Genomic DNA, 14,216 nt, shown 5'->3' with positions numbered 1-14,216 from the left:
GGGGCCTTTTCGACTAAGCCCACGCGAGCGGGAAGGCTCCGCATTCCCACTCGTATGGGCTCTGCGTAATTGCATTTCACTTGACCACCTAATTGGATTGCCGCTGACCAGTCGTTTGCATCCGACTTGACCATTCATTTGCATTCGCGCTGACCAGCCTTCTGCAGTTGATGGGTGTCAGCGGGTGCCACTCAGCGCGAGTGCGTCAGCCAAACACTGAAGAACTGCAACCGGCCAACTCTGTTGAAAAAGTCGGTTTACCCGAACTGCCCGCATATTGATCGGTGAAAACGCCTTCTCTGCTCGCTGCCATGTGAAATCCAAACCCGGGTAGCCTCTGCCAAAGGTAAGGATTTCAATCTCAAACGCGTACTTTTCTACCGTGGAAACCACGTCCAACTTTTTCAACAGAATCGGCCAAAAGCAGCCGGTCGGTGTGCCTACAAAACCAGGGGCGATTCGCACGTTAGAGGCTTAGCGTACGATTATTTCCGAATTCCGCGGACTCCCCGTCCATGACCTGCCCTCCTCTGCAAGAGACCACCGTCGGTGAGGGGTTTCCGGTCCAGCGGCGGTGGTCGGATAGATGATGAGGGCCTGCCCGACGTGGAAGCAGGGCAGGCCCGGAGTTTAAACTTAGTCCGGTTGCAGAGGGTCGGGGCGCCCGCTGGACGAGGAACGAACTTGGCTCAGGCCCGATGCCTTGTCGACCTGATCGGTGATCCACGCGAAAAGTGTGAACGGATTGTTCGATGACCCCTGGGCGCCCCGCGCCAACGCCTGCTCACGGTGTTCTGCCGAGTCGGACCCGGCGTAAATGAAGTAAGGCGTCGTGTTCCTTCGCTCGCGTATGGCTTCAAGCAGTCGGTAGCCTTCCGTCGGCCCCTCCACCCGCCCCATGTCGGAAACGATCGCAACGAAACGACGCGTCTCCAGTAGCCTCAACGCCTCGGCCGTGTCCAGCGCCAAGGTGCAAGAAATCGCCTTTGATGCCAACAGCCGGCGTACGCTTTCATTGTTCCATGGCCGATCGTCCACCCACAATACCTGACGCACCCATGGTTCATCTCGGCTCGTAACCACAGGTTCGTCGATCACTCTGACGGTCTTACCATTGGCGAAGGCGATCCGCTGCCCGGTGGCCGACAGCGCCACACTGACACGCCTGACTTGCGAAATGCCCTTCATCACCTGCCAACTGTTCAATCGCTTGAACCCCTCCGTTTCCCAGAGGTCCAGACGCCCGGAGGCCGTTACCGTGACGAAGCGGCGACCGTCCGCACTGACACTCGCACCGCGCAGTATCCCATGGAGGTTCAGCGGATCCTGATCCAGTGGGCGGCGCGTCTTGCGACGGCGACCCGGCAAGTCGTACAGGGAGCCGTAATGCAGCAAACCCGCCGCGGTGATGGCAAACACCATGTCGTCACGGGCCCAGGCCACAAGCACCTGATCGTGCAGCAGCGCCTGCAGGTCGTCCTCCAGTTGCCCTCCCCGCCCCGGCAGGAGTGGCACGTCCACCTGCGGCGGTTTGCCCCCCTCCAATGCCGTGATCAGGTTGGCCCCCTCGCCCGTCACCCACCAGCGTGTCGAGTCGACAGACAGCACGGGCCGTCGGGGCAAGCCTGCCCCTGGAATGACTTCACGCAGGGCATCGCCATCCTTCATATAGGTCGCGCCACCGGCATCCACACCGAAGAAGGGACCTTTTGGCGACTCGCTGTCAGCAGCGGATGAAAGGGCAGCGGGACACCTGAACAGCTGGGTCAAAGGTACGTCACCCGGATGAAGCGCCAGTAGCTCGCTGTCAACGGCATTTCGTTGCCCAAAGTTCTCGGCCTTCAACGCTTGAACACGGGTGAATGTGCCGTCGAACTCGGCAACAGCCAATTGGTTGGCTGACAACCACGAAGCTGCGGTCAAGCGCATCATCTTGTATGACTGCGGAAAACGCCGCAGCAAGCGCTCACGCAAATCACTCACCATCGTTCCCAATTCGCGCCAGACCTGGGACTCAAATTGGCCCGCCGACTTCAAGTTGAAACGCTCCCTGATGCGGACCTGGCTGCCTACACCGGGATGAGCGGATTGTTGAGCTCCCAGCACCACGCAGGTGGAAACCACATCCTTTCGCTGGGCGAAATCGTTTATCGCCTTGAACTGCTCATAGTGGTCGTCCGCCCACTCCAGGTAACCCTCGGTCTGGAACACGATCAACGCCTGTGTGTTGAAACGCCGATGCGCCAATACTGAGGGGCTCGATAGACGGCGCACGCGCAGGCGTGCCGAAAGGCTTTCGCTCAAGGCGTCGGTAACCCTCCTGACGATGGTCTTGACCGCCGCTAGGTTCACGTTGTCATCCGGTAGCTCGCCAGGTGCCCACCAAAGCAGCGTAATGACAGGTTCCTGATAATAGTCGATACCCTGGTGTCGACGGATGGTCATGCCAGCCGCTTCGTGCGCCGGTTGCCATACATCGATGGCGGAGGCCATGCGCATCACCAGCCAGTCCTCACCGGAAGGCGACCATCGCAGGTCCAGGATCGGCTCGCGCAGCGTGCGTACACGGTCAAGGGACGGCGGTGAGCCTGCATCGGCCTTGAGCAACGCCTCAGGCCGAGCAGCCTGTTCGGCTGGTACCACCGTCTCGCGCGCCTCGACTGACGTCCTCACCGCCGTACTGCGTGGGCGCAGGCCGATGCGCTCGAGAAACGCCCGGGACACCTCGGCAAAGGATTGTTGCTCGGGCGAAAGCTGGCGGATCTGCTCCTCGCTCCAGGTTTCCACCACCGCGCGCATGTCCAGGTGCTCGCCGTGCTTTTTTTCCAGATAACGGCCGACCTGCATCTGGATATCCAGCCCCAGCGCCTTCGGCATGCCTTGCTGAAGCATCGGCCTTACCCCTTCGACAAAGTCATAGATGACCTCATCGGCAGGAGTACCGGATGCGCAAGGCAACGCTTCGAGCAAACCACCCAGGACGAATTCGACCAGGTGCGAGGTCTGGGATTCGGGCAGTGTCGCCTGCTGGACCCAACGCATCACCGGGAAGCTCAGGGGCGCCGTGACCGACAGGTGTTGGGCCAGAGAACGCGCCATTGGAGATGAGGCCATGCGGAACTGCATGGTCAATAACTTCGCCTCCATCACACCAGAGCCCGGGATCGAGTCATACGACTCCGGTTCCGGTTCTCGTTCATCCAGCAGTATGGCCGGAATGCGTCCTGCCCCCCCCATCACACCTTTGGCCCACGCCTTCAACGGTGCGGACGCGAACTCGATCAGCGGGATCGCCAGGCGGCTGTCGTCGCGTACCGCCGCCTGGCCCTGCAGCCGCACGTGCACCTCCATCGCCCGGGTGGCAATCAAAGGCTGGGCACTGCTGACCCAGGCATCCGGGCTGCCGGTCCAGCTGCGCGACCACAGGCTTACGGGCAATGTGTGCAACAAGACAATTGGTTGTTGTACGGCCATGGCCCGCAATAACTTCAGGTAGCTGCCATTACGCCATCCAGCCGAGGTGAAGTCACTGGCGAGCAACAGTATTTCACCCGGCCACCATTTGATCTTGTCGGCCTTACGCGAAGCACCGAGCGGGCGCCCCAGCCGATCGAGCTCAGTCAGGGCTACGGCAGGAGGTAGCCCATCGGACGTCGCATCATCCTCGGCCAAGGTCCACTCCCGTTGCTGCTTGAACGTGCCCTGAGCGCGAAAAAGCGCTGTCAGTTCATCCAGCGGCTGGGTCCATAGCGCGTTGGTACCGTGACGCTCGCGGATCACGCTCAGGCGCAAGGAGCGGCGCGACCCCGGCAGGTACACCGGCTTCAGGGCATGAGGGCCCTCGTCGGTCAGGCGATCAAGGGTCAAGCGCTCGTCCAACCTTGCGGATGCCTGGCGATGCTGCGCCAGGAAGGGCTTGACCGCACGCTTGAAACCCGGCCGGTCCGCAAGTGTGGGCAACGCCCCCAGCTTGGCTGTTCCCCCCCCCTCGGCGCGAGTGGAGGCAGGTTTGAGCAAGGCCTTTTCTACATTGCGAGGGGCTGCCTGCAACGTGCCATAGTCGGTAGGCGGAATGACGAGCGGCTCGGGCTTGGCAGACGCTGGCGCGTTCTCACTGGTAGTCTCCCAGCCGGGATCGGCACCCTCGGGCGCTGCGCTGGCGGGAGCCTGTTCCTGCACGATGCCCATGGCATTCGCCAGCCACAACGTATCCGCCAGGCTCTTGTAGTCGAGCGCGACTCCGTCCTGCAGCAATGCGTCTATCAGACTGTTGAGCATGTTCGATCAGCTCGAGGGATTGGTCAGCATCTCATACAAGCGTTGCGAGTCTTCAGGCTCGCCGCCGCTCACCCGATGCACCAGGTAGGCGGCGTTGAGCAGTTGATCCGTCGCACGGGGCTGGTTGCTGCTGGCGAAGCGCTCGATGTACGCCTGCGCACGCTCAGCGACCTCAGGCCCTACGTGGGCCCCGACGATCTGCGCCAACTGCTCCACGCCCGGCGCCTTCAGTTCGACCCGGATACAACGTCGCAGGAACGCCGCGGGAAACTCTCGTTCGTCGTTGCTGGTCAGCACGATGAAGGGAAATTCGTAGCACTGGACTCGCCCCTCTGTGATGGTCGCCATCGCGGCCGTTGCGGCCGACGTCTCTGCGTCTCCCGCCGAGGAGGCGATCCTGACCGCGACCTCCCGGTTTTTCTGGCGCTGCAATTCAGGAATTTCGAACCAGCCCTCCTCCAGCGCATTGAGTAGGTCGTTGGGCAGGTCCGGGTCGGCTTTGTCGAGCTCATCGATCAGCAAGGCTCGTGGGCGTTCGGAGGGCAGCAACGCGGTGCCGAGTGCCCGGAGCCTGATGTATTCGCCGATATCGACGGCGGTATCAGCATGCGCTTCCTTGTCGCGTAGCCGACCAATGGCGTCATAGTCGTACAATCCATTGTCCAGTGTGGACCTCGAGTTCACCGGCCACACCAGCACAGGCCCGAGCTTCAACTCATAGGCAACGCGGTAGATCAGTGAGCTCTTGCCCGTACCGGGTGGGCCGGTAACCAGCAGAGGACGACGCAGGACCAACGCGGCATTGACCGCATCAAGAATATCTTTAGGCGTCTGGTACGCCCGGGCGCGCTCCCAGTAGCGGGCCGAATAGTCGATATCGCCCACGCTGTTGAACTTGTCATTCGCCGGTCGGGCGAATCTGCGCCATGGTGGCGCCTCGGGGAACGAAGTATCCGAGGGCTCGCTTTCACCTGAGAAAATTCGCCACTGAGTCATGTGCTCGTCCTTACGGAAGGTTGAAATAGACCGCTGGAGACACCGCCAGCACCGGGTGGAATTCGGTCAGGGGTGTCCACGATGCAGGTCACGCCGTTGCACTCTTGGGTTTTGAGTGCCGCCAGGCCGACTTGCGTGTTGCGCAGGCGCACATACGGCTCGCCTTGGACGATATGGGTCACTCGTTCCAAATGTTCAGGCCCACACCACGCCGCGCATGCAACTCCCTGACGCAGCGAGCGTTCGATGACATGCCTGTTGGTTTCCAGGCTGGTCGTGCCATGCCAGGACCAACCTTGCTCGGTAACCGAAGTCTCCGACTGTAACCAGACCATGCGCGGAACCCTATCGTGGGTGATGCCGGCGCTCTTCCAGCTTTGTTGCCAAGGACGTTGCCAGCTGCGGTCCTGCCATCGCTCCAGGACTCTCAACGCCAGTAAGGCGGGCGGTTTGCCAAGGAAATAGGAATGCTCGTCGCTTGTGTGAAACTCAAGCCCGGCATAGGGCTCGAAGATCCGGTCGGCTGGCAGCACGACCTCGAACACCGTGTTTCCAAATGGCCCGAAGCCTCCGTATATCTGCATCAGAACCGAGCGCAGACGCTCAGTTAGCGTGGGCTCCGGGGTACGATAAGCGCCACCTTCAATCTGGTCACCGTTGTAAAACCATACACGTGTTTCCTCAACGTCCAACCCACCACTCAGATCAATCACGATGACGTCCGAGAGTGCCATGACCTGATTGTCGTTTCGCAACTCCATCAGTCGCTGGTTTACCGCCGGACTAGCGTGACTTCGCGGCCAGTCGCCTATCCACCGTTCAACGGCCTGGATATCAGAGTCCCAGCTCGGATCACTCGACTGCTGACGAATTTGCTCCAGCACTGTAAACAACCTGAGTACAAACTGTTCGACAGTCGTCAAATCGTAATTGGCCTCGCCGACCACCGAGTCCAGCATGTAGAGCAAAGGCATCACGCCAGCCGGGACGACGGAGGAGCCGTTGAGGAACCTACTCGCCACAGCCCCCAGCAACTCTGAAGTTATCTTTGCGCTACCGTTAATAATTGACGCCAATGCAGTCAAGGCCGGCAGGGACATGGTCGGACAGCCCGGCACCGAGATACAGCGCTGCATGGATTCATCCACGTGCAGCAGCCGTGATGTATCGCTTTGAGCCCACGACGAGCAATTTAGGGCTGCCACGAGGTGACTGAGGTCCAGCTCGTCCAGGGACTCATAAGAGGCAAGTAGCTCAAGCAGCGCAGCGGTAAACGCGCTGGATTGACGCACGGGGTCGTTCGTCACCGCAGCACCTGGCTTCGACGCGCTCAATATGACTTGCTGATTGCGGGGCCTCTCCGTACCTGCATTAGTTATCGCAAGCGCTCTCATCTGAAACATCTCGATTTCCTTCGCGCAGGTGTCCTGAATCCACCACTGCCTGGCGAAGCGATTACCGTCCACGTGATGCACGAACCGATTGGCCACCGAAGTCAGGTTGATTGCATCGTAGGGTTGCGTGGCGGCATCCTCGGTAAGCAGATAACGCTCCTGCGCTTGCCCCCCGTGCCATACGCCGTGCCCACTGGAGTAGACGATGAGCGTCTTGTCCGGGGTGTCCGGCAATGGTGGAAGTTGCGTAGGATCAAGCGCAGCGTCCAGAACCGCTCGAGTCGGTGTTCCGTTCAAGCGCGCACCGGCGGCCATGAGCGCTGCCTTGAGAGCGTTGCGCTCGGCGGCAAGCGCTTCGCTAATCCGCGAGTCCTCATTTATGTAGAGATGAATGTGCGCACCGGGAACGCCATGCGTCAGCAGGTATTGGGCCATGCGCAACGCATCCATCGCTGGCGCGTTAAGCGTCCAACCGGGGTCGCCATACCGCTCGATGCCGATCAGTATGGCGAAGGTGTTTTTCCCTGCCCCCAGTTTCATTGCTATACCGTTTCCAGGAATGACTTGATTTCTTCCCAGACCCGCACGTTATTCCAGTAAGCCCCATGCGCCGCCGGAAAGGGTTGATGACTGCGGACTTCCCGGTCGGTGATGCCATTTCCGCCCGTCATGATCGGCAGCGCCTTGAATGACAGAAGGTCGTCCTGGTCGTAGATATTCAACCATGGCGGCATATGGCCAGGGAGCTTGGAAGGTGCCTCCAACTGGGTCAGCGCACCAATTTCATAGAGGAACGGCGCCTGAGAACCGACCGTGATGACACCTCGGATATTCGGCTGTGCGCTCGCAATCAACAAATCGATGCACGCGATTCCCCCCAGGCTGTGCGCCAGCAATATCACCGGTTCTCCGGTAGGTTTCGACTCAGCTTCGATGGTCTGCGCAATGAAGGCGCGTATTTTTTCACCCTTGGCCTGATACAGCAGGATATCGCCAACCCCCGGTGTTGCACCTTGCGCGATAGACCGGCGGTACGCACGACCACCAGCTGCCGCAGCCTGCCAGAGCGGATCCACCACAATGGCACTGACCAGTGCGGCCAGCGGTTTCGTCAATGTCTTGATGAAGTCACCAAGCATCCCCTTGGTCTGTGCCCTGCTGCCGCCGAGCATTTCGAAGGCGGCACCCAGAACGCTGTCTCGCACGTCGGCGGGCACGGCGGGGATGCCAGCGTTCATCTGTTCAACAATCCAGCCGCTGGTGAGCGCCCGGGCGATTATCAACCGCACGGTATCTAGCCCTTGCTCAGGCTCTAAGGCCACTCCCGCATTGATCGCGGCGTCGAGACCGGAGAATGCCGAAACTGCCTCGATGGCACTTAGCGCACTTGCAAGCCGCGAAAGCCGTATATCCGGCCAGGCGCCATCGTCAATTCGCTCACGTAGTACAGAAAGTGAATCGCGCAGCATGGATACCGGTGTTGCACCAAAGGTCAAAGCAGGCTTGGCAGCCGAGCGGGAAGCCAGTAGGCGCAACTCGATCAGTGGGTCGTCATAGAGCAGTGCCCAACGTTCAGGTGCATCATTCTCTTTTTCGGCGACCACCAGACTTTTGGATTGATCATACAAAGGCACCGAAAGCCCCTTGCCCAGATCACTACCTAGATGCCCCCAGTAGCAGGGCACGACGGATGCCGTTGGAAGAAACTGCGCTACGTTCATCTGAACTGATTCAAAGGTCGCATCGAATGCAGGCTGACGCACACCTGTTCCGTGCACAAATAGTATTTTCATCTTCCTTCCCCTGGATGCATTGAACCTGTTGCGTCATTGCCGCATTGCTCGACGGGTGCTTGCGAAGGCCAGCCTCAACACAGGCACATCGCCATCTCATCATGATGTCCGAATGGGGGGGGAAATAAAAGATCGCTGTATGGGTGGGTATAGCATCGTTTTGCAGAGCCGCTCGCAACGACACCATCGAGGCGGTGATTCCCTGGGACGAATTCACCGAGAGTTTCAGCGAGGCCGAACTACTGGCCCGGACGGAGGGCTTCGATCACCAGCACCTGGTCGGCGAGAACTTCGCCACCCTGCGGCGCTACACGGCGGCCCTGCTGGAAGTGCTGGAGTTACGTGCTGCCCCGGCTGCGCAGGGTGTGCTGGCAGCTGTGCAGACCTTGCGCGAGATGAACGCAGACAACCTGCGCAATGTGCAGGTCGATGCGCCCACCACCTTCATCAAGCCGCGCTGGAAGCCGTTGCTGATCACCCCGGAAGGCCTCGATCGGTGCTTCTACGAAATCTGCGCGCTTTCCGAGCTGAAGAACGCGCTGCGCTCCGGCTCAAGCAGGCGCACACTCTGCTCCTGGCAATCAACCCGAACAGCGATCAGTACCTAGAAGAGTGCTTGCAGCTGCTGGACGAGCAGTTGACCACCCTTACCAAATTGGCCAAGGACAACGAGCTGCGCGATGCCCTCCTCACCGAGTCCGGCCTGAAGATCACACCGCTGGATTCGGCGGTGCCGGATAGTGCGCAGGTACTGATCGACCAAACTAGCCAGGAGCAGCCATCCAATGCGTGTAGGACATCAGGGACGATTCATCGCTAACGATGTGCCCTGAAGAGAGTGTCCTTTACTCTATGGACCTGCTCAGCGTCCCGATCCAAAAGTACAGAGCGTTCAGGAGGGCTGCGATAACCCCAAGCATCGCCGCTTTTGTGTTCAGTACGGCGGCCGCGGTGGTGATCGCAATAGCTTTCGCCTGATCGAGATTCTGGATCTGGGCCACGTCTTCTTGCCAAGTAGCAGAGATGTGCCAAAGCATCGCCGACAGGATCGTGATGATGATGCTAGAGACCACCATGAGCTTCTTCAGGCCAGATATGACCCAAGAGTTATCTGCGCAGTAGTTGCGCACGAAACAGATGATGGCGCCAGCAATGCTGGCAGTGGTGCGGAACAGCTTGTACAGCTTCTTCATTCAAGAACCTTATCAGTAGGTGCGGCGACCGATTTTCAGTCACCTACTACACTGTTCGGCACGTTCCTCGGATTTATTTACTGCTTTTCTCAAATTTTTTCAGAAATCGCTTTGAGATCGACGTCAGCTATCGCAGATCAATGACGCAGCTCGACCTGCCTGGCCATCGTCTCTGCGTGCTCAGCGCCTTGCAGCCATGAGCACACTTCGCGTGCGCTATAGCGGCGCCACGCAGAGGGCCGTTTGGTGGGGTATGTAGCTGGCTAGGGCAATTCGCGCTTCCGTCTGGTGGTGTAGCAGGCAACGCTTGTAGCTCTCAGTCTTCGACGTATTCAGTGCGCTTTTACATAGGCTGGGTCGTTTTCAGACCTTCGGGAAAAGCAGAAATCGGCCACTCTCCGCCGGTCGTCACTACGGCGTGTGCTGGTCAAGTCGAATGCAATTGACTGGTCAGTGACAATGCAAATGGTCAAGTCCATGCAATTACGCAGGCTCACATTAAAAACCGACGAACGACCACCCAGGCATGGAAAACCACCGGCCGCCAAGGTCTTCCAGCGCTACCAATGGACGCAATAGTCACTCCCAAAATACGGTTGACCGCCAGCAGAACGAGCGCTAAACCAGAACCGTACCAGCGCTGTCCTCGACAGCACCCAGGTAGCCAGAACCTTTGAGGCTACGCCACAACGTGGTGGTTCTCCCCAAGTGCGATTAGCGTCCGGCGGCTCGCACGCTCACAGTGATGTGATGGATGCCTACTTCTACCAGAGTGCCACTGCGGCAACTCATACCCTTTTATAGCTGCCCTGCAGCAACCTATCCGCTTGGCCATTTCCTTGCGCCAACCTGTTGCCCGTCTCTTTACCCCCTAAAGAGACGGGCGCTCCTACCACTGCTGCAGCCCTGCTCACACGGGCCTTTGCGGCGTTCCCCCTCGTGACAATCGGCGTGACAAACACCGAATGCTCACTCGCCACAGCGATGCCGATGATGGTGCCGCAGCCCAAGGAATGGACTGCACCTGACTGACAGTCAGGCATGCCCCAGTCATCGCCTCACTGCCTTCACCTGACTCAGGATCTCGCGGCCGGTCTCGTCAGCCAGTGCAGCCTCCACCCGCCCACCTCTTCGGAAGTGCTCAGGAGGCCAGATCATGAGATGCCCAAGCTCCCGGTCGTAAGGAGCCGCCAGTCCCGCGTGAGAGGACAACCCTCACAGGTCGCAGGGGCCTTGATCCCTGATAACACTCAACAACCGTGGCGGGATGAGTGAGGACGAAGTCGATAACCTCAGGAGAATAGCGATGCAACTGTGCGAAGCGTTCGAGCCACCACAACCCTTGCTGGAATACCAGCAGTCGCCACTGCCCTACCCGGTCGAAGCACTCGGGAATCTGTTGGGCCCTGCGGTTGAACGACTGGCCGAGGTGATCGGCGTGCCCTGCGCCATGGCTGCACAATCGGTGCTGGCCAGCGCTGCCCTGGTGAGTCAGGGTCATGCCAATGTCCACCTCGACGGCCGAACCTATCCGTTGTCCCTCTACCTACTGACGGTGGCGTCCTCGGGTGATCGAAAAAGCGCGGTGGATCACCTGGCACTGAAGGCGGCGCGCGACTGGGAACGACAGCAGTGGACCCTGTATGCGGAAAAGCTCATAGCCTATCGCGCCGCCAGCAACATCATGACCAAACCCAAAACCGCAAAGAAACGCGCGGAGGCGGAAGGCGGTGAGCTATCCGAGCCGGTACCGCCGAGACTGATCATTACCGAGCCCACCATCGAAGCGTTGATCAAAAGCCTGTGCCAAGGCTTGCCTAGCATGGGCTTGTTCAATGATGAAGGTGGCCAGTTTTTGGGCAGCAGCACCATGAGCAAAGAGAACCTGCTTAAGGCGATTACCACCTTGTCGACACTGTGGGATGGCAGTCCGATCGACCGGGCGCGCTCTATGGCCGGAGAAAGCCTGCGCGCCTACGACCGCCGCCTCAGCCTGCATTTGATGCTGCAGCCTTACTTGGCCAACCAGCTACTCAAAGACCCGGTGATCAAAGGCCAAGGCATCTTGGGCCGCTGCCTGATCAGCTGGCCCGAACGGCTGGTCGGTCAGCGCTTGTACAAGGCAGTCGACCTGACGCGAGATGCCAAGGTCCAGCGCTACCAAACGCGCATGACCGCCCTGCTGGATAAGCCATTGTCGCTGCACAAAGATGGTTCACTTAACCCCGCCAGGCTGGAACTGACGCCCAGCGCTCGCACTGCCTGGATTGATATTCACGACACCATCGAATGCCAGTCTGGCGAGTTCGGTGAGCTGGCGGGCGTCCAATCCGTCGCAGGAAAAGCGGCGGCGAATGTGCTGCGCATCGCCGGTGTGCTCGCGGTAATTGAAGATGCGAATGTAGTGAGTGAGGCCCATATTCAACGCGCCTCAACACTGATGGATTACTACCTAGCGGAGATCCAACGCCTGACCGAACAAGAGCCAATCAACACTTTACGTGAGGAAGCGGATCGACTGCTGCGCTGGCTGACGCAAAAAGGCTGGACCCAATTCACCATCCGCGATCTCAATCGCAACGGCCCTCGCTTTGCCCGCAAGAGCAGCCATCACACCGCCACACTACTCGTCGAGCTGATCACACATAACTGGTTGAACAGTCGCGATGCCAAAACTTTCGAGGTCCGCCATGTTTCGCCTCAATGACGCGGTGCGCTGCTACCAGGCGCGACATCAATCGCAATCAGAAACACGGCGTGTCGCCGCTTCTGTCGCTACCTTGTCGCCACGCGCCAGGCTAGGAATGACGCAGGTTGTCGCCACTGCCGCCACTGTCGCCACACCACCTCTAGCCCCCGCCGAAATCGCCCTACTGATCGAACAACTGCGTGAGGAAGGGGCACTGCTGGAACACCAGGAGAACGCCCTCCTGATCCGCCCGACACACTGGCAGCAGGTGAACAGGCTTAGCCCCCACTGGAAAGCCCTGCTGCTCTTTCTGCAAACAAACGAAAACGGTGATGACGGTGGCACTTGTCGGTCGGCGTGATGGTCGTAACTTTGGCTATGGCCGCCAGCTGAGCTACGCCGGCCCACGAGCGCTCAAGGATCTGTTTGCCGGTGGCCACTTTGCCACTGTCAAAGCACATAGCGATCGCTGGCAAGCGTTCGTGCGTTGGTGTCGGTCAGAGGACGGCCCCGGTTACAACGATGCGCGCCGGATCGATCACCGGACGCTGCAGGACTACGCTGCGTATCTGCGCCAGCAGATCCAGCAAGGCGAACTCTGCATCGCCACCGCGCAGAACCGCCTGAGCAGCGTCAACCGCACCCTCGCCGCGCTGCGCGGTGATCAGGACGTGAGGATCGCCAGCCCGAGTCAGGCGTTGGGACAGCACCGCTCAACCGTACGCACCCGCGTACCGGATGGCCAAGACCACCAACAGGTGCGGCGAGTACTCGAGGCGCTGGGCGAACAGCAACACGAGCGGGTGGCCGCGATTGTCCTGTTGGCCCGAACAACCGGCATGCGCCTGCGCGAAGCGATCCTGGCCGACCTGCCACGCTTGCACCGCGAAGCCGAACACTTAGGCCGCATCAACATCCAGGACGGCACCAAGGGCGGCCGCTCAGGCGCATCAGCGCCGCGCTGGGTCGCGGTAAATGAAGCAGTGAAAGCAGCGCTGCAGCTGGCTCGTAAGGCATCGCCGCCCCGCAGCCGCAACTTGCTGGCCCGAGACGAAAGCTACGCCGCTTTTCTGCAACAGACCGTGCTCCCCGCCCGCGAAACGCTGCATGAACAAGGGCTGAAGGGTTTCCATGAACTGCGAGCAGCCTACGCCTGCGAGCGCTACGAACAGCTCACGGGCCACGCTGCACCGGTCAATGGTGGCCACTGCTATCGCATTGACCGCGACCTTGATCAACAGGCGCGCCAACAGATCAGCCTAGAGCTCGGGCATAACCGGATCGATGTGGTTTCGGCCTACATTGGAGGGAGAGCGTGACCAAACCATTCGATATGACGCTGTTCCTGAGCGGCGTACTGACCGGCTCGCAGGTCACGCAGCAACGTCATCTACGCCAAGCCCGAAGCATGCAAGCGGCCATTCAACAGCGATGGCATCGCGATAATCCCTGGACCTGGCAGCTCAAGCATGTGCGCTGGTTTCTCACGCAGCACCTGAAAGACCATTCCGGCGCCACCCGGTATTACTATCGACTCACCGCTCTGCTGATCTGGAAGCGACTAGGGAACGGCCGGCAATTGCTGATGGATCGCTCGAATCGTGAGTAGGCAGCCTTCCAGGCTCAATTGTCCGCCGTCATCTATCTCAGCGCGGACATCCTCTTGCTGATGAACCTGCTCGAAGCACACGCGGCAACGGCAAAAAGCGGCCATTAGCTGCCATTGATCTAAGTTGCCTGACTTTCAGCGATTCGACAGCCTCGTTGCTTGGAGCCGGCTGCCCGCATATCTAAGATCTCCGGTACACTTGCCGCATCTCTAACCCGGCTAGCGCAGATGGTTTCCCCTGAAGCTGTAAAGGTTTATCCAACT

Annotated in this window: 9 protein-coding genes and 1 pseudogene; 5 read left to right on the top strand and 5 right to left on the bottom strand. The window is 59.7% G+C overall.

Annotated elements, in window-relative coordinates; genetic code table 11:
- Positions 1-636 precede the first annotated feature (636 nt).
- Genes AC5SEM_RS00380 through AC5SEM_RS00365 form a run of 4 tightly spaced genes read right to left on the bottom strand, consistent with a single transcriptional unit; the run spans position 637 to position 8,461 of the window.
- Positions 637-4,278 carry an SAV_2336 N-terminal domain-related protein gene (locus AC5SEM_RS00380; RefSeq protein WP_495471932.1) on the bottom strand — a complete coding sequence of 1,214 codons (3,642 nt, stop codon included), beginning with the start codon at positions 4,276-4,278 and terminating at the stop codon, positions 637-639.
- A gap of 6 nt (positions 4,279-4,284) precedes the next feature.
- A complete protein-coding gene (locus AC5SEM_RS00375; protein WP_346640297.1) occupies positions 4,285-5,274 on the bottom strand; it encodes an AAA family ATPase in 990 nt (329 codons plus the stop codon).
- Complete coding sequence (locus AC5SEM_RS00370) at positions 5,271-7,208, bottom strand: caspase family protein (protein WP_495471931.1); 1,938 nt, start codon at positions 7,206-7,208, stop codon at positions 5,271-5,273. Before AC5SEM_RS00370 ends, AC5SEM_RS00375 begins: the two co-directional genes overlap by 4 nt.
- A 2-nt stretch (positions 7,209-7,210) precedes the next feature.
- The gene (locus tag AC5SEM_RS00365) at positions 7,211-8,461 is read right to left on the bottom strand and encodes a hypothetical protein (protein ID WP_346640295.1); all 1,251 of its coding nucleotides are present in this window, start codon (positions 8,459-8,461) and stop codon (positions 7,211-7,213) included.
- A 185-nt stretch (positions 8,462-8,646) separates the two neighbouring features.
- Between AC5SEM_RS00365 and AC5SEM_RS00360 the strand changes: the two are divergent.
- Positions 8,647-9,242, top strand: a pseudogene (locus AC5SEM_RS00360) (Tn3 family transposase); the annotation flags it as partial.
- 64 nt (positions 9,243-9,306) lie between these two features.
- Here the strand turns inward: AC5SEM_RS00360 and AC5SEM_RS00355 are convergent.
- Entirely contained in the window at positions 9,307-9,654 is a 348-nt protein-coding gene (locus AC5SEM_RS00355; RefSeq protein ID WP_495471930.1) for a hypothetical protein, read from the bottom strand.
- A gap of 1,306 nt (positions 9,655-10,960) precedes the next feature.
- On the opposite strand from AC5SEM_RS00355, the gene AC5SEM_RS00350 reads away from it, so the two are divergent.
- Genes AC5SEM_RS00350 through AC5SEM_RS00335 form a run of 4 tightly spaced genes read left to right on the top strand, consistent with a single transcriptional unit; the run spans position 10,961 to position 13,952 of the window.
- A complete protein-coding gene (locus AC5SEM_RS00350; RefSeq protein WP_495471929.1) occupies positions 10,961-12,361 on the top strand; it encodes a YfjI family protein in 1,401 nt (466 codons plus the stop codon).
- Positions 12,345-12,704: a hypothetical protein gene (locus tag AC5SEM_RS00345; RefSeq protein WP_495471928.1), complete on the top strand. Its 360-nt coding sequence runs from the start codon at positions 12,345-12,347 to the stop codon at positions 12,702-12,704. Before AC5SEM_RS00350 ends, AC5SEM_RS00345 begins: the two co-directional genes overlap by 17 nt.
- On the top strand, positions 12,682-13,662 hold the full coding sequence (locus AC5SEM_RS00340; protein WP_495473432.1) for an integrase domain-containing protein: 981 nt from the start codon (positions 12,682-12,684) through the stop codon (positions 13,660-13,662). The genes AC5SEM_RS00345 and AC5SEM_RS00340 overlap by 23 nt, the downstream gene beginning before the upstream one ends.
- Positions 13,659-13,952, top strand: a complete 294-nt coding sequence (locus tag AC5SEM_RS00335) for a hypothetical protein (RefSeq protein ID WP_495471927.1) — start codon at positions 13,659-13,661, stop codon at positions 13,950-13,952. Before AC5SEM_RS00340 ends, AC5SEM_RS00335 begins: the two co-directional genes overlap by 4 nt.
- Positions 13,953-14,216 lie beyond the last annotated feature (264 nt).

This window comes from Pseudomonas sp. CH61 (assembly GCF_059429415.1).
This window is presented reverse-complemented; position numbering and strand designations above follow the sequence as displayed.

What these genes read in the sequence shown, in the direction of transcription:
- AC5SEM_RS00375 (WP_346640297.1), bottom strand. Translation starts at nt 5,274, where the DNA reads ATGACTCAGTGGCGAATTTTCTCAGGTGAAAGCGAGCCCTCGGATACT.
- AC5SEM_RS00355 (WP_495471930.1), bottom strand. Translation starts at nt 9,654, where the DNA reads ATGAAGAAGCTGTACAAGCTGTTCCGCACCACTGCCAGCATTGCTGGC.
- AC5SEM_RS00370 (WP_495471931.1), bottom strand. Translation starts at nt 7,208, where the DNA reads ATGAAACTGGGGGCAGGGAAAAACACCTTCGCCATACTGATCGGCATC.
- AC5SEM_RS00350 (WP_495471929.1), top strand. Translation starts at nt 10,961, where the DNA reads ATGCAACTGTGCGAAGCGTTCGAGCCACCACAACCCTTGCTGGAATAC.
- AC5SEM_RS00345 (WP_495471928.1), top strand. Translation starts at nt 12,345, where the DNA reads ATGTTTCGCCTCAATGACGCGGTGCGCTGCTACCAGGCGCGACATCAA.
- AC5SEM_RS00365 (WP_346640295.1), bottom strand. Translation starts at nt 8,461, where the DNA reads ATGAAAATACTATTTGTGCACGGAACAGGTGTGCGTCAGCCTGCATTC.
- AC5SEM_RS00380 (WP_495471932.1), bottom strand. Translation starts at nt 4,278, where the DNA reads ATGCTCAACAGTCTGATAGACGCATTGCTGCAGGACGGAGTCGCGCTC.